This window comes from Agrobacterium vitis, from assembly GCF_013337045.2.
Taxonomy (GTDB): Bacteria; Pseudomonadota; Alphaproteobacteria; order Rhizobiales; family Rhizobiaceae; genus Allorhizobium; species Allorhizobium vitis_B.
In genome coordinates, this window is sequence record NZ_CP118261.1 from 580,204 (window position 1) to 603,172 (window position 22,969).

Sequence of the window (22,969 nt, forward strand, 5' to 3'; positions counted from 1 at the left end):
TTCTCTCGTTCAAATTGCGGATGCTGTGCTCAACGAAGCAATGCCTTCAGGGCAGCAAGTTCCGAGGTAATAGTGGAGCTGGCGACAGAGGAAGACGCGGGCGGGTTCTGAACCACAGGCCCATTGCTCTGGAGCTTTGCGTCCTCAAGAGACACGGTCTCCGATTGATCGTCTTCAATGAGGCCATAGAGATGGTCCGAAAGGGCCAGGATGGTGGGATGTTCGAAAATCAGTGTTGGGCGGACCGGCACGCCGAGTTCCCGCTCAACCGTCGCGCCGATATTGACGAGCGCCACAGAATCGAGACCAAGATCGAAGAAGCCAGCGGAATTTCCGGGCAAGTCGCCTTCGCCCAGCCGGGCAAGCATAGCCACTTCCTGCCGCAGCAGATGCCGGAGCGCTTCCTTGCGAAGCGCTTTGGGCGATTGCTGAAGCTGGTCGCGCCAGCTTCGTTGCTCGACAATTGCCGGGGCATTGAGCACGCTCTCCGGCTTTGCATCCCAGCGGGCAACGATGCGCAGATCACCCGTTGCGATCCCCTGTCGGCAAGCGAACCGGCGGACTTTTCCGCTCGGCGTGCGTGGCAGGCTGCTTGGCCGCAACAGCGCGATGACGGCGGCCCTGACATGGTGATTGCGCGAGACGGCACCGCGCACGGCGCGGATGACATCATCGCTATCAAGATCGCGCAGGCCCTCGCGGGTCAGCTCACAGACCACGCCCAATTGCTCCTCGCCATCGACCTCGATGGCAAAGACCCCTGCCCGGCCTTGTGCAAGCGCCGGATGGCTGGAGAAAACGGATTGCTCAATATCTTCCGGGTGATGGTTCTGCCCACGGATGATCACCAGATCTTTCAGCCGACCCGTGATATAGAGCTGCCCGTCACGGCGAAAGCCCAGATCGCCGGTCCGGCGCCAGCCGCGCGATCCATCCAGCATCTGATCAAAAGTCTCTGCGTTCAGCTTGGTGCGGCCCCAATAACCGGGCGTGACATTCGGACCCCGGATCCAGATTTCGCCGACCGTGCCATCATCCACACGCCTGCCCGCTTCGGGATCAACAAGCGCAAGGTCAAGCCCCTCCGCAGGGCGGCCGCAGGCGGCGAGGGCGAGCCTATCATGCTCGTCGCTAGCATCTGCTTCAACAGCGGCCCCGGCTTCGACAAGCGCCTTGCGGCTGACGGACAGGATCAACGGTGGATCGTCGGGACTGTTGCCCGTCTGGAACAGCGTGGCTTCTGCCTGCCCATAGCAACAATAAAAGGCCTTGCCACGGAAACCATGGGGAGCAAAGGCGGCTGTGAAGCGCTCGAGCGTTTTCGGGCGGATCGGCTCTGCCCCGTTATAGGCGATGCGGACGTTGGAGAGATCAAGTCCGGCGGCAGCCTCTGGTGAATATTTATCGACGCAGTGCTCGTAGGAAAAATTCGGACCGCCAATAACCGTAGCACGCACATGGCTTGCCAGCTCCAGAAAACGCAGGGGCCGACGCAGGAACGAGGCAGGTGCCATCAGCGCCACTGGAAAGCCGTTGAACACAGGCGACAGGATGCCGTCGATCAGCCCCATATCGTGATAGTGCGGCAGCCAGCAGGCGGATATGTCGGATGGGCCGTATTCGAAGGCAGTGCTGATCTGCCGCAGATTGACGATCAGGTTGCCGTGCGTGACCATCACGCCCTTCGGATCGCTCGTCGAACCCGACGTATATTGCAAGAAAGCGACATGCTTTGCCTCCGGCGCATGGAATGGCGCACCGTCATCTTCAAAGACAACCGGGGTTGCCGGATCGGCGGCCTTCGGGGCAAGCGCAAAGCCATGGCCGACCGCCTGTTGCAGAGGGCGAAGAACATCCAGAAGCTCAACAGCGCAGAGAATTCCGCTTATCCCGGCGTCTCGCGCAATATGCAACGATCGATTGATTCCATCGTTCCGCCGTGGGGCCGGGACAGGGACGGGAACGGCACCTGCGTAAAGGCATCCAAGGAAAGCCGCGATGAAGCCAAGGCCTGGCGGATAGACCACGAGAATGCGCGCGCCGGGGGTGATAGACCCCGTCTGCGCAATCTCGCCACCAACAAGCCGCGCCCGATCACGAAGCATGCGCCAGGTCCAGCAATCCGGCTTTGCCTTTGCCGTTGAGACGGCATCATCATGAAAGAAGCGCATGGCAACATCATCCGCCATATTCCGAGAACGATTCTCAAGCATATGAATTATTGACGTAAATTCCGTCACTCTTTCCGAGATTCGTTGCGTCCGTGACGTATCGTGCACTGCCATCCACTCCTTGCTGAAGAGCGCCGCGGAAAATCCGCCCATTGCCGAACCACACCCTTTTGCGTTCACCAAAGGGCATTCAGCCGCTTGAAATTTCGGTGATGGCAATCTGCGTTCGCCATCGAATTGGCACTTGCATATAATTCTTGAATATCTTAGTCAACAATATAAACACCCTTTTGACGACTGCTTAATCAAAATTCACAATCCAATCTGAGGTTGTAATGACTCTCAAAATAGCTCCGGACAAAGTCTTCCCAAAGACGGCCGTTTCCACACAGAAATCGTGTGGGCAACAGGTCCGGTGCGCGCTGCCGGAGGCATGCCGATGACTGCTCCCGAAACGGTGGAAGCGCTGCTGTCGCGCCTGTCGGAAAAAGGCATCCGCATCACATGCGTGGATGGGCGTCTGCGACTGTCCGGCTCCGAGAGCGTGCTCACGCAGGATATCACCGACGCGATCCGCGCCCGCAAGGCGGAGATTATTGCGAACCTCTCCCTGGACGCAGCGAGCCAAGACGCGACACATAACGAGACGATCCCGGCCCGTCATGCGGACGCACCGCCACTTTCTTTTGCCCAGCAGCGCTTGTGGTTTGTGGAACAGATGATGCCGGATGCTGGCCTTCACCACATATCGCTCGCTGTTGAGGCGCTCGGCAGCATCGATCTTTCCGCATTGCAGGCAGCGCTTCAGGCCGTCGCAGAGCGCCATGCAATCCTGCGCACCCGCATCAATATGCGGGATGGCATGCCCTCTCAACGCATCATCGCCGACAGCGATATTCCGCTGCAATTGATCGATCGGCAGGACGATATGCCCGATGAGGCGGAAATCGACAGGATACGGCAAGAGGAAGCGCGGCGACCCTTCGATCTTGCCTGCGAGCCACCGCTGCGTCTCACGGCAATCCGCCTTGGCTCCGAGCGAACCCTTTTGCTGCTGACGCTGCACCACATTGCCGGGGACGGTTGGTCGATGGATGTGCTGCTTGGCGATCTCTCAGTGATCTATCAGGCCAAGGTGTCGGGCGTTGATCTTGATTTGCCAGCGCTTCCCATCCAGTACGGCGACTTCGCTGCATGGCAGAGCGACCATCTGGCAGGCCCGGCGCTTGAGCGGTCCCTCGCCTTCTGGACCGATCATCTCGAAGCTCCGCTTCCCGCCACGCAATTGCCGGGGGATTTCACCCGGCCACCTGTTCAGGCCAATGCCGGAGCCTTGCATTCTATCGCTTTCGATGCTGGCACGACGGCCCGGTTGAAAGCGCTTGCGAAAGCGGAAGGTGCCACGCTGTTCGCCACGCTGTTTACGGCCTTCAACACCCTCGTCTATCGCTATACCGGGCAAAGAGATCTGGTGATTGGCACACCCGTCGCCAACCGCCGTCAACGGGAAACGGAAGGGTTGATTGGCCTCTTCGTCAATCCGCTGCCGGTCCGCTCACGGCTTACGCCCGCAGCGAGTTTCCGCGAGACGCTGCGCCAAAGCCAAGCGACCCTCTGGTCGGTGCTTGACCATCAAGACCTGCCTTTTGAGCAATTGGTGGAAGCACTGAAGCCGGAGCGCGATCCCAGCGTCCATCCGCTTTTCCAGCTGAAATTCCAGCTCGATACTGAGCCGCAGCAGAGGGTCGGACTTTCGGGCCTCACGCTGACCCGCCTGCCACGGCGCGACGGTGTTGCGAAACTCGATCTCAGCCTCAACCTGATCGATGCCGGAAGCACGATCCATGGCACTTTCGAATATGACACAGCCCTTTCCCGCCCTGAGACAATCGCGTCTCTTGCCGCCCATTTCGGTGTGCTGATCGAGGCGATTGCCATTGAGCCGGACACGGCCCTCGCTGTTCTCCCCTTGCTGGAAGCCGAGGAGCGTCAGCGCCAGATCGTCAGCTGGAATGCAACGGCAACGCCTTTTGATGAGAAGGCCTTTTTCCACACGGTTTTCGAGGCTCATGCGGCCCGCACACCAGACGCAATCGCGCTTGTTCATATCATTGATGGCGAGCGACACACACTGACCTATGACGACCTGAACCGACGCGCCAACCAGATCGCACACCACTTGCGTGGACTCGGTGCGGGTCCAGAGACCATTGTTGCCATCGCGCTTGAGCGTGGCTTCGATATGATTGCCGCATGGTTCGGCGTGCTCAAGTCTGGTGCTGCCTATCTGCCGCTTGATCCGGCCTATCCGCCGGAACGCCTCGCCATGATGCTCTCAGATTCGCAAGCCCGTTTGGTTCTCACCGAGAGCCGCCGGACATTGCCGGAGACGGTAACCCGCATTGATCTCGATACAGATTGGCCACGGGATGCGGCGACGGACAATCCTGATCTCGTCAACAGGCCCGATCACCTTGCCTATATCATCTACACCTCAGGATCGACCGGGCGGCCAAAAGGCGTGCTCGTCGAGCACAGGGGTCTCGTCAACCTGACGCAACACAAGATCCGTATTGGCGGGGTGAAGCCGGGCGATTGTGTGCTCCAGTTCTTCTCCTTCTCGTTTGATGCCTCGATTCCAGAACTCGTCATGGCCCTCGGCGCGGGCGCGTCACTGCTGCTGCTGCCCGCCAGCGAGCTTCTGCCCGGACCGGCGCTTGCCGAACACCTGAAAACGCAAGCCGTGACGCATGTGACAATGACACCCTCCGCGCTTATCGCGCTGCCAGCGGGCGATTATCCAGCACTGCGCATGGTGCTGACCGGCGGCGAAGCGCCAACGCCCGAATTGATCGAACGTTGGGGAACGGGGCGGCTGTTTATCAACGCCTATGGCCCGACGGAAACCACGGTTAATGCGAGCATGGTTCCCTGCGGCAACGGTCATCCCATTGAGGCGACCTTGCTGCCCGCTGCCAACAAGCAACTCTATGTGCTCGACGCCAACCTAGAGCCGGTTCCAGTCGGTCAACCGGGTGAACTCCATATCGGCGGGCTTGGCATTGCCCGTGGCTATCACGGTCGCCCGGCATTGACAGCCGAGCGCTTCGTGCCCGATCCATTTTCGCCAACAGGCGGCGTGCTCTATCGAACAGGCGACCGTGCCTGCCAACTCGTGGATGGCCGCATCCGGGTGCTTGGCCGCCTCGACGATCAGGTGAAAATCCGCGGCTATCGCATTGAGCCGGGTGAAATCGAAGCCATGGTGCTGGCGCATCCCACCATAGTGGCTGCGGCAGTGGCAATCCACGAGATTGATGGTGAAAAGCGCGTCATTGCCTACGGCGTCGCCAAGGATGCAACCCCTATCAGCGCCGTGGACATGAAGGCATTCCTCGCCGCACGTCTGCCCCGCTACCTCGTGCCGGATGCCTTTGTCTGGCTTGATCGCTTGCCACTCACCGTCAATGGAAAGATCGACACCAAAGCACTTCCGCTTCCGGATCTGGCGCAACAGGCTGGCCGTCCGCCGGAAGGAGAGACGGAAAAAGCAATTGCTGCGATTTTTGCGCAAATCCTCGGGTGCGCGCCTGTTTCTGCCACGGATGATTTCTTCGCAATCGGCGGTCACTCGCTGCTGGCCACGCGGCTATCGGCGCTTGCCAAATCGGCCTTCGGCCTCGACATCGCCATTATCGATCTCTTCGAGGCCCCGACGGTCGAAGCACTGGCGGCAAGAGTGAGCAACCGAAACCAGAGCCTCATGACGGAAGAGGAGATGTGCCGGGCCGATACCGAGCTTGATGCGGCCCTCCGCATTCCGGCGCGGATTGTGTCTACTCATCCTTTGAGCCATGTGTTTCTCACCGGAGCGACAGGCTTTCTGGGCGCGTATCTGCTCAGCGAATTGCTCAAGGACACGTCTCGCACAGTCTCGTGCCTCGTCCGGGGCGTGACTGGGGCGGATCGCCTGCGCCAATCGCTTCAATCCTACGGTCTGTGGCGGGATGAATTTGCGGAACGTATCAGAGCTCTGCCGGGCGATCTCTCACAACAGAGGTTCGGGCTTTCTGATGCTACGTACACTGCACTTGTCGAAAGCGTAGACGCCATCATCCACAATGGTGCGGAGGTTCATCACCTGCATCCTTATGAACGCCTCCGCGCTCCCAATGTTGGCGGCACGGTCGAGGCGATCCGGCTGGCGGCGGCAGGCCGGGGACGGCCCCTGCATCTTATCTCCTCGCTCAGCGCCCTGACACGGCGAGGCGCTGGCGAGGCCATTGCCGAAAGTGCTACGATCCGGGACTTTCCCTTGCCTTCTGGCGGATACAACCAGACCAAATGGGTTGCGGAGCATCTTGTGGAGGCCGCCAAAGAGCGCGGTCTTCCGGTGACGATCTACCGCCCCGGCGCGATTTCGGGCGACAGCCGCACCGGCACCTTTAACAAAGCCGACATCCTGTGCAGGCTCATGCAGGGCTATCTGCGCTCAGGCCTTGCGCCGGAGGGTGACACCCCGCTGGAAATGCTTCCGGTCGATACCGTTGCGCACGCGATCATCGCCCTTGCGGACAGGCCGTCATCGCTCAGTCAAACCTTCCATCTGGTCCATTCCTCTCCGGTCTCGTCTGCGCTGCTGTTTGAGGCGGCAGCCGCCGAAGGGCTCCATCTGCGACGCATTCCCCGGCTGGAATGGCGTGCCGAACTTGATCGCATTGCGCGGGAAGAGACCGATCATCCGCTTTACCCGCTGATGGGCCTTTTCGAACAACGACCTGCCAGTTCATCGCAGGGCGCAATCCGCACCGTTGAGCGCAGTGAAACACATCGCGCGCTGGCGGCTGTATCGATTGTCGAGCCCGCGCTCGATCTTCGCCTTTTTCGCTCCTATCTGCGCGCTTTCATTGTCAATGGCGCGCTCAACCCTTCCAAAGAAAATGAGCAGAGATATGCTTGAACAAGCAAGCAAATACGATCACTGGGCGTGGCTTTACAACCGCACACTTGGCCCCCGCTACGGCGCATACAAGATCGGTCCGATTGAGCGTGTGGTGCTGCCCCATGTGCCAACTGGTGGTGCTATTCTGGATCTGTGCTGCGGCACCGGCCAGCTCGCGGCGGCTCTCGCTGAGCGCGGTTTTAACGTGACTGGCCTCGACGGCTCCGCCGACATGCTCCGCCATGCCCGCGAAAACGCCCCGTCGGTGACCTTCACGGAGGGCGATGCCTGCAATTTCACCTTTGACACCCCCTTTGACGCCGTGCTCTGCACCAGCGCCTCGCTCAATCACATGCAAAGCGTCGATGATCTGGCCGCCGTGTTTTCGAGCGTCAGCCGCGCATTGACGCCGGGCGGCATCTTCGTCTTCGACGTCAACCATCCGGCCCAGATGTCGCGCTACTGGCGCGGCCATCCAACGGAGGGCGAGATCAACACCGACTTCGCGTGGTTGATTACCCCGCAATATGACCCGGCAGCAAACCGGGGTGCCTTCACCGTGGAGATTTACCGCCGTCCCGATGCGCATCCCGTTTCCGTGCTGGATCGGCTGTTCGTCCGATTGGCGCGGTTCAGGCGTATCCGCCTAGCGCTCCTCTCCCGCTTCAGCCGCTTGCGGACCCGGTGGGAGCATCATTCGGTCGTCAACCGAATCTGGGGTCACGATCTCAACGCCATGTCACGCGCCCTGCATGAAAGCGGCTTTTCCACCGAACTGCGCAGCACGCAAGGCGGGCCGGTCGATGACAGCCATGCCGCCTATTTCTTCTGCCGGAAAGCGCCCTCGGCCGAAATGCAGGCTGAGACTGCAAAGGAGACCGCCCTATGAATGCGTTGACGAGCAACCCAACGCCCGCCCAAGCGGCAGCCGCCATCATAGCCGCGTTCAACAGGAAGACAGAAAAGTCCAAGGCCGCAAGTGCGCAAAATCGGCACGTCCTCGCTGATAAATCAGCAATCGGCGTTCCCTTCTCGCTGATGGCCAAGGAGGCGCTCTACCCGATTGTGGTAGACCGGGCGGAGGGAACAGTACTGCACGATATAGACGGCAATCGCTATATCGATGTGCTGATGGGGATGGGCATCAACCTCTTTGGCCACAATCCGCCCTTTATCCGCGACGCGATTGAGGCACAGCTTGCCAAGGGATTTGCGCTTGGGCCGCAATCTGATCTGGCAGGCGAGACTGCTGCACTCTTTTGCAAGCTGACGGGCAAGGAAAGAGTAACCTTTACCAATACCGGGACCGAAGCCGTGATGACCGCCCTGCGGCTGGCGCGGGCGGCCACCGGGCGGCGGAAGATTGCGATGTTCGAGGGGTCTTATCACGGCCATTCGGATCAGGTTCTGAACCGCATTGCTGGTCCCGATGATGCCCGGACCGTGCCCGCCTTTCCCGGCATTTCGCCCGCGACGGCCGAGGATGTCGTTTTGCTCCCCTATAACGATCCGCGTGCACTGGAAATTCTGGAGCGGGATGGCGAAACCTTTGCCGCCGTGCTGGTTGAGCCGGTGCAAAGCCGCAATATCGACGTCCAGCCCCGTGCCTTTCTGCACGCGCTGCGCGACGTGACGCAGCGAACAGGTGCTGTCCTCATCTTCGACGAAATGATCAGCGGTTTTCGCGTGGCACCCGGCGGCGCGCAGGACCATTTCGAAGTTGAGGCGGATCTGGCGACCTATGGCAAGATTGCCGGTGGCGGCTTGCCGCTGGCGCTGATTGCGGGCAGCAACCGTTTGATGAACCATATCGACGGCGGCCCCTGGTCTTTCGGGGATGAATCTGTTCCCCCAGCCCAGCCGACCTTTTTTGCCGGAACCTATTGCCGTCATCCTCTGGCACTTGCGGCAGCGCGCGCAGCCGCGACGTACATGCTCCAGCAGGGCCGGTCTTTGCAGGATGGCCTCAACGCACGCACGCGCAGCCTTGTCGAGCGCCTCAATACATCGCTTGCGGCAGCGCGGCTTCCCGTTGTCTTCACGCAGTTCGGCTCCTTCTTCTCGATTGCGGTCAACCGCAGCCGCATTCCGCCGCTTGCACTGGGATTGCTGTCGCTCGAACTCCTCACCGCTGGCATTCACCTGCGCAGCGGCGACAAGGGCGGCTTCCTTTCCACCGCCCATTCGGATGGCGACATCACAGCCATCCACGATGCCTTCCTGAACGGCCTGCAATCGCTTGCAGGTTTCGGCCTCATCCCCCTATCCGATGGAACAACACCATGAGCAACCAGGACCAAACCATTGATTTTCCACACCGCGTCGTCATCAGCGACGAGGAGCGATACTCGATCTGGCCGACCTACAAGACCATCCCCCTTGGCTGGCGCGATGGCGGCTTCGAGGGGTCGAAACAAGCCTGCCTAGACCACATTGCTGCGGTTTGGACCGATATGCGCCCGCTTTCACTTCGTCGCCAGATGGACGGCGACATGTCCGTCAACCAATAAGGAGGTGCCGCCTTGAGCCAGTATCAACGCGCCCTCGACCCGGATGCCGCGCGCGAGGAGAGCCGTCCTGTCGAAAGCCCGGTTCGCGGCCAGATCACCCTGAAAGAGGTCAAGGCATCTGGTCCAATGGAGGCACCAGCCGATGATGGCTGGCTCGACCTTCCGCTTCCTGACGGACTGCCCGCTGAAACCCCGCTCAGCGAGATCGAGAAACGCCGTATGCATGACGTGCTTTCCGGTCTGCTTGAGGCGATGAAGCTTGACCATCCGCAGATCACCGCACAGTTGGACGCGCTGCTGACTGAGCTGGGCAAGGCGGCAGGCGAAAGGCCGGAAATCGAAACCACGGGGCTGCCGCTCACGCCCTTTCAGGCAACGGACTATGATCGCTATTTCCGCGTCAACCGTCAGTCTGCGGAAGAACCCGCCGTCGCCATGGTGCGGAGCCTCATTCAGACGGTGCGCGCCGTCACGCAGCTCTTTGCCCGCAGCCCGGACCTTCCCGTCGTCCACGTCCGCCACCAGATGGAAGGCTTTGAAAGCCACGCACATTTGCTCGCCCGGACCTTCGGTCTGGAGCCGCTTCGATGATCGCTCTCAGCCCTCCCTCTCCCTATGCGATCTGGCGGGAGTTTCACTGGGCATTCTTTTTGAACGTTCAGGGGCTCATTGTTTCGCTGCGCCGGTTCCAGCTGCTGGTGGAGCGCGGTCAGCTCACGTCTGCCGAGCAGGAGCTTAATACCGCCTCGACGCTGCTTGTCTCCTCGGCTGCGTCCATGGAACTCGCCGCGAGTTTTCCGAAAGACGTCTATGAGGCGACGGTGCGCGCCTCCATGACCCAGCCGCATGTGGAATCGGACGATTTTAGCGGCCTGATGTCGTGGGATCATGCCGTCCTCATCAGCATCTGGCGGGATCTCCGCCCGATTTTTGAAACGCTGCCGAATGAGCTCGTCAGCGCCCATTCCAAGTTTATTGCGGCCTATAAATATCTCGCCGAGAGCCATGCGGGCGTCTGCTCGCGCTTCGTGGATAGCGGAAGCCTGCGCTTCGAGGACCGCAATGCCGTCGATACGCTGCGCCGCTTTGAGCGCGGCCGGCTCGGCCTCATCGACCCCAAGGGCAAAGGTTGCCCGTTTCATTCCTGAGCGACCCCAATTCTTGAGTGACCCCAATTTTTGAGCGCCCCAAGAGAACAGATCAAGGAACCTTGTTATGAATGACCTGTCCGCCGCCCCTCTCTCTGATGACAACAGGCATCATATTGCCGTGATCGGCATGGCTGGCCGCTTTCCCGGAGCACCGGATGTCGAACGCTTCTGGCAAAACCTTGTAGATGGTGTGGAATCCATCGAGCGCCTCTCGCCGGAGGTTTTGAAGCAACGCGGCATCTCTGCGGAAATGGCGGCATTCCCGGATTTTGTCGCCGCCAGCACACCGCTGCCGGGTGCGGATCGCTTCGATGCGGGGTTTTTCGGCTATAGCCCTGCCGAGGCTGAAATTCTCGATCCGCAGCAGCGTGTCTTCCTCGAATGCGCCTGGCAGTCGTTGGAAGCCGCCGGTTATGTGGGTGATCGTCACAAGGGACCGATTGGCGTTTTCGCTGCCGCTGGCATCAACACCTATGTCTTCAACCTGCATGACAATAGCCGCATCCGCGAGACCGTCAGCCCCTATGAGCTGTTCGTCGGCAATGACAAGGACTTTCTGGCCACCCGTACAGCCTTCAAGCTGAACCTGCGAGGCCCGGCCATCACCGTGCAAACCGCCTGCTCCTCCTCGCTCGTTGCCGTCCACATGGCCGCGCAAAGCCTGCTATCCGGCGATTGCGACATGGCGCTGGCGGGCGGCATTGCACTGTCGCAATCCTCCGGCTACCGCGCTCGCGAGGGCGGAATCCTGTCTCCTGATGGCCATTGCCGCGCTTTTGATGCGGCCTCAAGCGGCACGGTCCCCGGCAGCGGGGTGGGCATCGTGGTTCTGAAACGGCTGGAAGATGCGCTTGCCGATGGCGATACGATAGACGCCGTCATCCTTGGCTCTGCGATCAACAATGACGGTGCGTTGAAGGCAAGCTTCACCGCGCCACAGGTCGATAGTCAGGCGGCGGTGATCGCCGATGCGCAGGCCATGGCAGGCGTGCGCGCTGACACCATTGGCTATATCGAGGCCCATGGAACGGGCACCAAACTCGGCGACCCGATAGAGGTTGCAGCACTGACCAAGGCGTTTCGTCGCGATACGCAGCGTCAGGGCTTCTGCGCGCTCGGCTCCGTCAAAACCAATATCGGCCATCTCGACACCGCCGCCGGTATTGCAGGCTTCATCAAGGCGGTGTTGGCCCTGAAAAACCGGCGGATTCCGGCAAGCCTCCACTACGAGAATGCGAATCCGCAAATTGATTTCGCAGCCAGCCCCTTCTTCGTCAATCAACGTCTGCGCGATTGGGACAACCAGATCGGCACGCGCCGCGCAGGCGTAAGTTCCTTCGGCATTGGCGGGACCAATGCCCATGTTGTGCTGGAAGAGGCCCCACCCAGCCCGGCATCAAAGGCAGGCAGCGGCCCGGAACTGTTGCTTTTGTCGGCACGAACCGAGGAGCAGCTTGCAGCCAGCAGCGAGGCCCTCGCAGCACACCTTACCGCAGGCTCAGATCATACAGCCGCCCCGACGCTTGCGGATGTTGCCCACACTCTGCGTCATGGCCGTCGTGATTTTGCCAAGCGCCGCTTCGTCATCGCACGCGATGCCAAAGAGGCTGTCAACAACCTGCGCAACCTCTCTCAAATCGGCACCGCCGCAGGCGAGATAGCGCAAGCTGTTTTCCTGTTTCCCGGTCAGGGCAGCCCGTATACGGCGATGGGCAAGGCGCTTTACGCCGACCTGCCAGCCTTTCGTACCCCCTTTGACGCCTGCGCATCTGAATTGGATCGGCTGATGGGGATCAACTTCAAAGCCTGCCTGTTTTCCAATGCGGATGACCTTGCCAGCACGGCATTTGCCCAACCGGCGCTGTTTGCCGTTGAATATGCGCTTGCGCAAGCCTTGATGAGCAACGGCGTAAAACCCGTGGCCTTGCATGGCCACAGCATTGGCGAATATGTCGCCGCCTGCCTTGGAGGTGTCTTCGACCACGAAACAGCGCTTCAACTCGTTGTTGCACGCGGGCGGTTGATGCAGGCGCAAGCACCCGGTGCCATGCTCGCGGTGATGCATGCGGATGAACCGATCTCGCCATGGCTTGACGGGGTCATTACGCTGGCCGCTGCCAATGCACCCGGTGTCAGCGTTGTCTCCGGCCCGGTGGAAGCAATCGCAAGCCTACAAGTGCGCCTGAAAGACAAGGGCATTGCCGCACGCCTGCTGAAAACCTCCCACGCCTTCCATTCGCCGATGATGACGAATGCTGCGGCACAGTTCCGCGATGTCGTTGCAGGCGTTCGCCTGTCGGCGCCGCAAATTCCTGTGATTTCCAATGTCACGGGAACATGGATGACGGCACAGGATGCCACCGACCCGGACTATTGGGCGCGTCACCTGTTGCAGCCCGTCCGCTTCGAGGACGGAACACGCACGCTGCAATCCCTTGCAGCACCTGTTTTCATAGAAATCGGCCCCGGTCGCGCACTCGGCACGTTGAGCGCTGCGGCGGGCGTGGATGCAAGCCGGATTGTGGCGACGCTTGCAGAAGGCAAGGATGAATCAGGGCAGGTTTTGTCTGCTGTCGGTCAGTTCTGGCAATTGAACGGCGTTCTGGATTCAGCCGAAGTGGCTGGTCGGCGGCGCGTACGGCTTCCGACCTATCCGTTCCAAAGTGAGCGTTACTGGGTCGATGCGGATAGCGAGCCTGCCACGCCCAAGAGGACGGCCGCGAAGGTTGAAGGCCCCGGCCTCTACCGCACCAATTGGCGGCGTGCGCAATTGAGCCACAGCCCTAATCGATTGAAGGGCCGCGTGCTTGTTTTTGACGATGGTCAGCTTGGCTCCATCCTTGCCTCTGAGCTTGAGCGGAGCGGTGCTGAACCCTATCGCGCAATGATCGGCACCGGTTTCAGTGAACCAGACTTCCGCTGCTTCAGCCTCCGCCCCACGATGAGCGAAGACTACGCCAGCCTTTTTGATAGCCTTGATGAGCGGGGAGCAAGCCCGGACCATATCGTCTTCGGCTGGCCTCTCACACCTAACGCACAAGAAGCGCCGGAAACTGCTGCACAAGCCCTTCTGGCGCTGGTGCGGGAACTGGCAAAGAACGACCGCGCGGTCACTCTGACGCTTCTGACTCGGTCGGCAGCCGATGTCACGGGTCTGGAAGACCTCGACATTCCGCAGGCTCTGACTGCGGGCACTCTTCAGGTGATCGCCCAAGAATATCCATCGCTCCATTGCCGTCATATCGACATCGACGCTGCACGGCCTGTTGATATCGCGAGGCGCATTCGCGACGCCCTGTCGGGGAAAGACGATGTGCTCGCCTTGCGCGGCGCGCATCGCTGGCTGCCGGAAACGGAACGGTTTGACGTGCCGCAAGGCGGCCCGGATTTCAAGCGGAACGGCGTCTATGTGGTGATCGGCGATATCGTTGATGGCGTTGGCAAGACCTGGGTTGATGCTCTGTCTGGGCTCGGCGCAGCCGTCGCTCTGCTTCAAGACTCTACGGCACCGGCTTTCGAACACCCGGCTCGTCTCAAACGGCAGCTCGATTGCGGCGATGCCGCCGCCTTGAAAGGCGCTCTGGACGATGTTTTGGCAGAACTGGGCCGGATCGACGGCATCTTTCTGAGCCTGCCGCAGTCGAACCATCAATCCGCCGCGCTGATTGGTGAGCTGGCGGATGCCCATTGGGCCTATAATATCGCGAGCAAACTGCGCCCGGTTCATGCGCTCAGTGAAGCTGTGGCGAAGCGGAAAATCGGCTTTTGCTGCGTTCAGTCCTCGCTCTCAACCCTCGTTGGCGGGCTTGGCCTTGGTGCCTATGCCGCCACGCACCACGCCATCGACCGGATTGTCGCCGAAGAGAACAAGAACGGCACCACGCCATGGTTCGCGATTGGCTATCCACTGATCGAGGCAAATCCCGGCACCACCTTGCAGGCAACGGGCCGTGCGAACGCCTTCGCGATATCGACGGAGGCCGCATGGGATCTGACGCGATGCCTGATTGAAAACGGCGCAACCGGACAGACCATGCTTTCGGGTGGGGCCATTCCCCCGGTCGCGTCCGACATCGACGCGCAAGAACCAGCCGCCAATGATGGCGGGCGTGGACGCCCCGCACTCAGTGTCGCCTACCGCAAGCCGGGCAATGACACCGAAGCGAGGATCATCGGCATTTTCGAAGAGATCCTTGGCCTGTCACCCATCGGGGCCGATGACGGCTTTTATGAACTCGGCGGCCATTCCCTGCTCGCCATCCGCGCCGTTGCCAAACTTCGGGAGGCCTTCCCCGTCGATATTGCCATGCGCGAGCTGCTTTTTGACAATCCGACAGCTGCGGCCATCGCCCAATCGATTTTGGAGCGCATGACGCAGAAGACCGACCTTTCTGCCCTCGCCGATCTTCTCAACGAGGTTGACACCCTGTCCGACGCCGATGTGAGCAGGCTTCTCGCCGGAGGAAATGCACAATGAACGAACTTTTCGCAAAGATCGCCGGGCTTTCGCCAGAGCGGCGGGCGCTGCTGGAACAGAAGCTGAAAGCACAGGGCATCACGGTTCCCGCCCCCTCCGGCATCCAGCCTCGGGCGGATCGTGAGGCTGCGGTTCCGCTGTCATCGGCGCAAAAACGCCTCTGGTTCATGCAGCAGCTGGAACCCGGCACCGTTGCCTATAACATGAACCTCGCACTTCGGCTGAAAGGCCCGCTCGATCGCGCAGCCCTGTCTCGCGCCTATGCCGCCCTGATTGCTCGGCACGAACCCCTGCGAACGCGATTTACGATGGGCGAGGATGGCCAGCCGCAGCAAATCGTCGAGGCATCCGGCGCGGCTGATATTGGCTATCACGATTGCCGACAGCATCCAGAGCCGGAAAAGGAAGCCCGTCTTCAGCTCAAAGCATTTGTCGAGACGCCCTATGATCTCACCCGCCCGCCGATCCGCGCGACGCTGGTTGCAATAAACGATGACGAGCATGTGCTGGCGCTCGGCATGCATCATATCATCAGCGACCGCTGGTCGATGGGTGTCTTTGCCCGTGATCTCTCAACGCTCTACCATGCCGAAGCCACAGGAACAGCAGCAACACTCGCGCCCCTTCCGGTGCAGTTTGCCGATTGGACGCTCTGGCAGCGCGATTTACTGGACGGACCCGCCCTTGCCAACCAGCTCGCCTACTGGACAGAAAGCCTTGCGGGCGAGCTGCCCGTACTGGAATTGCCATTGGATCGGCCACACAGCTTGAGCGCGAGCTTTAGCGGCGCGCATCTTCCCGTTCTGATCGACCGGGCATTGTCGCTCAGGCTGCGCGCACTTGCTGCCGAGCAGAATGTCAGCCTGTTCACATTGCTGCTTGCCGCCTTCAACGTGCTCTTGCATCTCTATACCGACAGCGACGATATCATCCTTGGCAGCGAGGTTGCCAACCGAGACCGGCCCGAGACACAAACCATGATGGGGCCGCTGGTCAATACGCTCGTCTTCCGCAACGACCTGTCCGGCGATCCGGCCTTCACGGGCCTGCTCCAGAAGGTAGCCGATGCTGTGCGCCGTGGCCTTGCCCATCAAGATATTCCGTTCGAGCGCCTTGTCGAAGCGATCAATCCAGAGCGCTCGCTCTCGGACCTGAACCCGCTCTTCAACGTGAAATTCGACATTCAGCACAGCATTGCCCCGCCGCCGGGCCTGCATGGACTGACGATTGAACCCTATCCGCTACGCGAAGTGGCAACAAAATATGACTTGCGCTTCAACCTCGAAGACGACCAGCCGGACATCAAGGGCAAGATCGAATATTCGAGCCAGATTTTCAATGAGAGCACCATCGCCTCTATGCTTGCCCGTTTTGAGCGCCTGCTGGAGCTTGTGGTGCGCGACCCCTCGCGGCGGCTCTCCACACTTTCTCTGCTGAAACCTGAGGAAGAAGCGGCCATCATCGCTTCCGGTTCCGGTCCAGTGCGGGATTATCCGGTGGACGAATGCCTGCATGATCTCTTCCTGAAACAGGTCGAGCAAACGCCGGATGCGGACGCGGTGACCGATGGCGACCTCACCTGGTCCTACCGCGACCTCGAAGCGCAGTCTTCGCGCATTGCCGCAAGTCTGGTGGCCGCTGGTGTGAAACCCGGCGACCGGGTGGGCATTTGCATGCGCCGCTCACCCCGGATGATCGCAGGTATCCTTGGCATCATGCGTGCAGGTGCGGCCTATGTGCCGCTCGAGGCCGATTATCCACCAAGCCGCCTCGCCTTCATTGCCGAGGATAGCGGGATTACCATCCTGCTCACTGATCACCGCCCATCCTTTGTCACGCAGGCGCAAACCCTCGTTGACGTCACGACATTGCCGGACATCCGACTGGAGGTGCCGCCCACAGTTTCACCGAACCATCTCGCCTACATCATCTACACATCCGGCTCGACGGGCAGACCCAAGGGTGTCGCGATAGAACATCGCTCTGTCGTCACCTTCATGTATTGGGCGCGGGAGCGGTTCACCCGCGAAGAGGTGGCGCGCATGCTGGTGCCAACCTCGATCAGCTTCGACCTGTCGATTTTTGAGCTTTATGCGCCCCTCGTCCTCGGCGGCACGCTCGTTGTCGCAGATCATTTTCTGGCACTGCCGCAGCTTGCCGCCAAGGTTGATGTGACTTTCATCAATACGGTCCCCAGCCTCCTGCAAGAACTGTTGCAAGAACACAGATTGCCAAACAGCGTGCAGACTGCAACCTTCTGCGGCGAGCCATTGCCAGCAGCGCTTGTCGCCATCCTGAAACGCGATTATCCGAACCTGCGTATCCTCAATCTCTACGGCCCTTCCGAGGATACCTGCTTTTCAACGGAAGTCCCGTTACAGGGCGATCATTATCAGGGCGGCGTCGTACCCATCGGCAAGCCATTGCCAAACACGCAAGCCTATATTCTCGACCGCACTGGCCGCCTTCGCCCGCCGGGTCTTTCCGGCGAGCTTTATCTCGGCGGTACGGGCCTTGCACGCGGCTATTTTGGCCGACCTGAGCAAACCGCTGAGCGGTTCATTGCCAACCCGTTCTCGAGTGAACCCGGCTCCCGTCTTTACCGGACCGGGGATCGCATCCGCCGCCGGGCCGATGGCAATCTGGAATTTTGCGGGCGGCTTGACCATCAGGTCAAAGTGCGCGGCTTGCGCATTGAAACAGGCGAGATCGAGCACAATCTCGAACAGATTACCGGCGTCGAAAAGGCGGTTGTGGCTGTCACGCAAGGCACTGATCGGCAGCTTGCCGCCTTCATCGAACCCCAAGACGGCGTAAGACTTGACGAAACCGAGCTGCGCCGGGCGCTGTCCGATATCCTCCCTGTGCATATGGTGCCGACGCTCTGGTGCTTCTTGCCGCGCCTGCCACAGCAGCCGAACGGCAAGATTGATCGCGCAGCACTGCCATCGCTGGCCGCAACAGTCGCCACCGGGTCCAGCCCGCCAGAGACCGAAACGGAACAGCGTGTCGCTGATGCATGGGCCGATGTGCTGGCCATCGATTCGATCAGCCGGGATGACAATTTCTTCCGGCTTGGCGGTCACTCGCTGCTGGCCATGCGCATGATTGCCCGGCTGTCGTCATCGCTTCCGACAAATGCCGTGTTGCGAAAACTGTTTGAGTTTCCCCGCCTCAGGGATTTCGCCGCCGCCCTTGCGCGTGACGAGACACCGATGGCGGCACCTTTAAGCGCCATCGATGCCCTCCCGGATGGTGCGCCGATACCTCTGTCCTTTGCCCAGCAACGGCTTTGGACATTGGCCGAGCTGGAGCCAGACAGTGCCGCCTACACGGTTCCCGCCGCAATCCGCTTTCATGGCGCGCTTGATCTGGAAGTGCTGCAACACGCGTTCACAGCCCTTACCGCACGCCATCCGGCATTGCGCACGCGGATCGTCAATCGCGATGGCCAACCTGCTGTCGAGATCGGTGCGACCGACATTCCAGACATCGCAATCGTAGATGTGAATGAGGCCACCCTGCCAGAGGCGCTTGCCGCTGCATGCAGGCAGCCGTTCGACATGGCGACGGGTCCGCTCTTCCGCGCCCGGATTTTCCGTCTCTCCACTGACGAGCATGTTGTTTTCGTAGCACTCCACCACATTGTCTCGGATGCGCAATCGCTTCAGCTGATGCTGCGGGATCTGACGCGGTTCTATGATGCTGGCCGACAGGGCAAAGTGGCAGACCTTCCACCGCTTACCCTGACCTATGGTGATTTTGCCGCTTGGCAGCGAAAGCAGCCGCTGGGCGAGCAGATCGACTATTGGCGCCGCCTGCTGGAACATGCCCCCCCGCTTCTGGAACTGCCGACGGATTTTCCACGCGGTGCGCGCCAAGAGTTCAAGGGCGGGAGCATTCCATTCCATCTCGATCATGCGCTCACGGCCCGTCTGGTCAATTTTGCCCATGAACGGGACGCCACACCTTTCATGGTGCTTCTCTCGGCCTTTTCGACCCTGCTATCGCGTTATTCCGGCGCGTCCGATGTCGTCATCGGAACCCCGGTATCCGAGCGGCCAAACCGCGCGCTGGAGGATGTCATCGGGCTGTTCGTCAACACGCTGGCGCTGAAACTGACGCATGATGCTGCAACAAGCTTCGAACAGCAAGTCGCGGCCACACGTTTGCTCGTTCTGGATGCCTTCCGCCATCAGGACGCGCCGTTTGAATGCGTGGTCGATGCCCTCTCAGTCGAGCGAAGCTGGAGCCACAATCCCGTGTTCCAAGTGATGGTCACCTGGCAAGCCGACGAGCCGCATAGCCCATGCCCCGATGGCCTGACGGTTACCCCGGTGGTGCTCGCACAGGAAACGTCGAAGGTCGATCTGACGCTGGATCTGCGCCATCGCGGCGATCAGTTTTCCGGCACCTTGATCTATCGCAGCGATCTCTTCCGCCAAGAGACGATCCACCACATGGCAGAGGCTTTCACGGCCTTGGTCGAGGCTCTTCTATCGGCCCCTGAGCGAGCACAGGTCGAAATAGACGGACTGCCCGAGCGCCAGCGCCAGCAGATCGCCGCTTGGAACGCGACGGCAAAGACCTATGATGCGGTGCCAGCAAGCCTGCATGGTTTCTTTGCGCGTTCAACCGAGCGCACACCAGATGCCATTGCCGTGACTGATCGGAACAGGAGCGCCACCTATGCAGAGCTTGATCGGCAAGCGGAGGCGCTCGCCCGGCATCTCGCCTCCCTTGGCATCGGACGCGGCAGTGCCGTCGGTATTTGCCTTGAACGTACCATCGACCTCATTGCTTCGATTCTTGCCGTCTTGAAGACGGGCGCTGCCTATGTGCCGCTCGATCCCAAATATCCGGCGGAACGGATCGCCTTTGTCGCAAAGGACGCAAGCCTCTCCCTGCTTTTGACGCAGGAGGAGCGCGATGACTTCGCCGACATCCGAACGCTCGATCCGACCACCATCTGGAACGGAACGCAGGCCGTCTCCGGGGCCCCTCTCCCCCATACGACCGAAGGCAGCGACCTCGCCTATCTCATCTACACCTCCGGCTCAACAGGGCTGCCAAAGGGGGTTGCAATCGAACATCGCAATGCAGTTGCCTTCACACACTGGGCGCTCGACACGTTCCCGGCGGAAAGCTTTGTCGGAATGCTGGCGTCAACATCGGTCTGCTTCGACCTCTCCATCTTCGAAATTTTTGTGACGCTCGCCGCCGGTGGGCGAATCTTCATCGTTGACGATCTTTTCGAACTGCCGGACGCAGAATTCGCAAACGAGGTCACGTTCATCAACACCGTGCCGACCCCGATGACCGAACTCATGCGGTTTGGCCCGTTGCCCGCTAAGGCAAAGACGGTCTGCCTTGCGGGCGAACCGCTGCCACCGAGCCTAGCACGCGCGATTCTGGACACTGGACAGGTCGAGGCGCTTTACAATCTCTATGGTCCCTCCGAGGACACAACCTATTCCACGGGATGCCGGATCGATGACGCGGGGCTGCCCATCCATATCGGCAAGCCCATCACCAACACCACCGCCCATGTTCTTGACGCAGCGCTCAATGAAGTGCCAATCGGTATGCCGGGCGAGCTTTATCTGGCGGGCGAGGGTATCGCACGCGGCTATCACAATCGCCCGGATCTGACGGCGGAGCGCTTCTTGCCGAACCCGTTTGACAGGGCTGGCCAAGCCCCTGTGCTCTACAAGACCGGCGACCGCGTTCGTCGGCTGGCCGACGGCAATATCGATTATCTCGGCCGCGCCGACCGCCAGATGAAGATCAGCGGTTTTCGGATCGAACCGGGCGAGGTCGAGGCCGTGCTGATGCGCTATCCGGGCGTGACAGGTGCTGCCGTCGATGCCTGGCGGGACAATACCGGCTATGCCCGCCTCGCCGCCTGGATTGAGGTGGCGGCACCTGTCGGTAAGGCGGCGCTCTCTGCCCATCTGAGCCGAGAACTGCCGCGCCATCTGGTGCCGACGTTTTTTGCGATGCTGGACAAGCTCCCGCGCCTGCCGAACGGCAAGCTCGACCGCAAGGCGCTGCCCGACCCATCGGATGAATCCACGACGGTCGCAGAAGACCAGACACCGCACCACGGCTATGAAGAGAAAATCGCCGCGATCTGGGCGAAACTTCTTGGACGCGAAGCGATTGGACGCAACGACAACTTCTTCGCGCTCGGCGGAGATTCAATCCTCGCTATTCAGGTCGTGGCTGCCGCCCGCCGCGTTGGCATTGCCATCAAGCCACGCGATATTTTCCAATATTCAACGCTTGCAGCCCTTGCCGCATCCGTCTCCGATCTGGCGACAGAATTGCCCGAGGCGAGACCGATGCGCGGAGACATTCCGCTTGGCCCGGCACAGCACTGGTTTTTTGAGCAGAATTACCCTGATATGGCCCATTGGAATCAGGCATTGGTGCTGAAACCCGGCAGAGTGATCAATGAGAAGACGCTTCAAAACGCCATGGACCTTCTCCACCAGACCCATGATGCGCTGCGCGGTCGTTTCTTCCAGCAAAACGGACAGTGGCGTCAGGTCGTGACGGAAGCCGAAGGAGCGCCGCCGCTGCGTTCCACCCGTTGTACGGCAACCGAAGCCGATGCCGTGCTTTCTCGCGAAGCGAATGCGCTGCAACGCCGCTTCAATCTCGCCGAAGGCCCGCTCTGGGGTGCCACGCTTGTGACCATCGACGGGTGTGAGCAACGGCTGCTGATCGCAGCGCATCATCTCGTGATCGACGGCGTCTCATGGCGCATCCTGCTTGATGACCTTCAAACATGCCTCGCAGCTGGCGAAGCCGGCCTTGAGATGAACTTGCCGCCCAGAACAACAGGCATTGATAGCTGGGTGCGCAGGCTGAAAGACAGCGCGGTGTTCGATGGTGAAAAGGACCATTGGCGCACGATGACCGAGGCCAAGACCGCAGCGATCCCCACGGACCGTTCGGGCAGCAATTGCGCTGGCGACACTGAGATCATTGATCTGACAATCGATCCTGACCTCACCGGACGCCTTCTCCGGGACGTGCCGTCCTGCTATCCAATCGATGCCGAAGAAGTCATGCTTGCGGCACTTTATAATGCAATCCGCGATTGGACCGGACACGACAGGCTCCGGCTGATCCTTGAAAGTCATGGCCGGGCAGACCTGTTCGAAGGCGTCGATCTGAGCCGCACCGTCGGCTGGTTCACAGGCCTTTATCCCGTTCTCTTCGATGTCACCGGGCGCGACACCCGAACCACTTTGCTCTCGGTCAAGGAAAGCCTCCGCCGTGTTGCGAACGATGGCATCGGCTATGGCGTCCTGAAATATCTGAAGGGCGTGGCATTGCCACGGCTGGAGGATATCGCCGAGATCCGCTTCAACTATCTTGGTCAGACGGACACGCTGTTTTCCGGCGATGCGTTGCTGTCACGCGCAACTGAACCGGCGGGTGATCCGCGAGGTGCTGGCAATCCGCGCGGGGTGCTGCTTGACATCAATGCAATCATCAGCGGCGGGCATTTGCGCATTCGCCTTGCCTATTCCCGGCAGGTTCACGATCGGCAGACAATCGAAACACTCGCAGCGGGGCTGCAAAACCATCTCGAAAGCCTAGTCGATTTCTGCCTGACTTCAACCGAAGCCGGCTATACACCTGCGGACTTCAAGCACATGACACTTGATCAGGATGACCTCGAAGCCATCCTGCGCAATCTCTGA

The 22,969-nt window shown here is 60.4% G+C and carries 9 protein-coding genes; 8 read left to right on the forward strand and 1 reads right to left on the reverse strand.

Annotated features, from left to right (window positions below; translation table 11 throughout):
* Positions 1–29: 29 nt before the first annotated feature.
* Positions 30–2,171, reverse strand: a complete 2,142-nt coding sequence (locus G6L01_RS25555) for an AMP-binding protein (RefSeq protein WP_234891860.1) — start codon at positions 2,169–2,171, stop codon at positions 30–32.
* A gap of 439 nt (positions 2,172–2,610) precedes the next feature.
* Here G6L01_RS25555 and G6L01_RS25560 point away from each other — a divergent pair, with 439 nt between their 5' ends.
* From G6L01_RS25560 to G6L01_RS25595, 8 genes are all read left to right on the forward strand, one after another.
* Positions 2,611–7,131 (forward strand): non-ribosomal peptide synthetase, encoded by a 4,521-nt coding sequence (locus tag G6L01_RS25560; RefSeq protein WP_070166135.1) that lies wholly within the window; start codon positions 2,611–2,613, stop codon positions 7,129–7,131.
* Positions 7,124–8,002 carry a class I SAM-dependent DNA methyltransferase gene (locus tag G6L01_RS25565; RefSeq protein ID WP_234613921.1) on the forward strand — a complete coding sequence of 293 codons (879 nt, stop codon included), beginning with the start codon at positions 7,124–7,126 and terminating at the stop codon, positions 8,000–8,002. The genes G6L01_RS25560 and G6L01_RS25565 overlap by 8 nt, the downstream gene beginning before the upstream one ends.
* Positions 7,999–9,399, forward strand: a complete 1,401-nt coding sequence (locus tag G6L01_RS25570) for an aspartate aminotransferase family protein (RefSeq protein WP_060720012.1) — start codon at positions 7,999–8,001, stop codon at positions 9,397–9,399. Before G6L01_RS25565 ends, G6L01_RS25570 begins: the two co-directional genes overlap by 4 nt.
* Positions 9,396–9,623, forward strand: a complete 228-nt coding sequence (locus G6L01_RS25575; protein WP_060720011.1) for an MbtH family protein — start codon at positions 9,396–9,398, stop codon at positions 9,621–9,623. Before G6L01_RS25570 ends, G6L01_RS25575 begins: the two co-directional genes overlap by 4 nt.
* Positions 9,624–9,635: 12 nt before the next feature.
* Positions 9,636–10,214 (forward strand): hypothetical protein, encoded by a 579-nt coding sequence (locus G6L01_RS25580; RefSeq protein ID WP_060720010.1) that lies wholly within the window; start codon positions 9,636–9,638, stop codon positions 10,212–10,214.
* Complete coding sequence (locus G6L01_RS25585; RefSeq protein WP_070166136.1) at positions 10,211–10,771, forward strand: siderophore biosynthesis protein; 561 nt, start codon at positions 10,211–10,213, stop codon at positions 10,769–10,771. The genes G6L01_RS25580 and G6L01_RS25585 overlap by 4 nt, the downstream gene beginning before the upstream one ends.
* Before the next feature lie 67 nt (positions 10,772–10,838).
* A complete protein-coding gene (locus G6L01_RS25590) occupies positions 10,839–15,251 on the forward strand; it encodes a type I polyketide synthase (RefSeq protein ID WP_060720008.1) in 4,413 nt (1,470 codons plus the stop codon).
* Positions 15,248–22,969 (forward strand): non-ribosomal peptide synthetase, encoded by a 7,722-nt coding sequence (locus tag G6L01_RS25595; protein WP_071207303.1) that lies wholly within the window; start codon positions 15,248–15,250, stop codon positions 22,967–22,969. The genes G6L01_RS25590 and G6L01_RS25595 overlap by 4 nt, the downstream gene beginning before the upstream one ends.

Coding starts and splice junctions, on each gene's coding strand:
- G6L01_RS25560 (WP_070166135.1), top strand. CDS start 2,611: ATGACTGCTCCCGAAACGGTGGAAGCGCTGCTGTCGCGCCTGTCGGAA.
- G6L01_RS25565 (WP_234613921.1), top strand. CDS start 7,124: ATGCTTGAACAAGCAAGCAAATACGATCACTGGGCGTGGCTTTACAAC.
- G6L01_RS25585 (WP_070166136.1), top strand. CDS start 10,211: ATGATCGCTCTCAGCCCTCCCTCTCCCTATGCGATCTGGCGGGAGTTT.
- G6L01_RS25555 (WP_234891860.1), bottom strand. CDS start 2,171: ATGCGCTTCTTTCATGATGATGCCGTCTCAACGGCAAAGGCAAAGCCG.
- G6L01_RS25575 (WP_060720011.1), top strand. CDS start 9,396: ATGAGCAACCAGGACCAAACCATTGATTTTCCACACCGCGTCGTCATC.
- G6L01_RS25595 (WP_071207303.1), top strand. CDS start 15,248: ATGAACGAACTTTTCGCAAAGATCGCCGGGCTTTCGCCAGAGCGGCGG.
- G6L01_RS25570 (WP_060720012.1), top strand. CDS start 7,999: ATGAATGCGTTGACGAGCAACCCAACGCCCGCCCAAGCGGCAGCCGCC.
- G6L01_RS25590 (WP_060720008.1), top strand. CDS start 10,839: ATGAATGACCTGTCCGCCGCCCCTCTCTCTGATGACAACAGGCATCAT.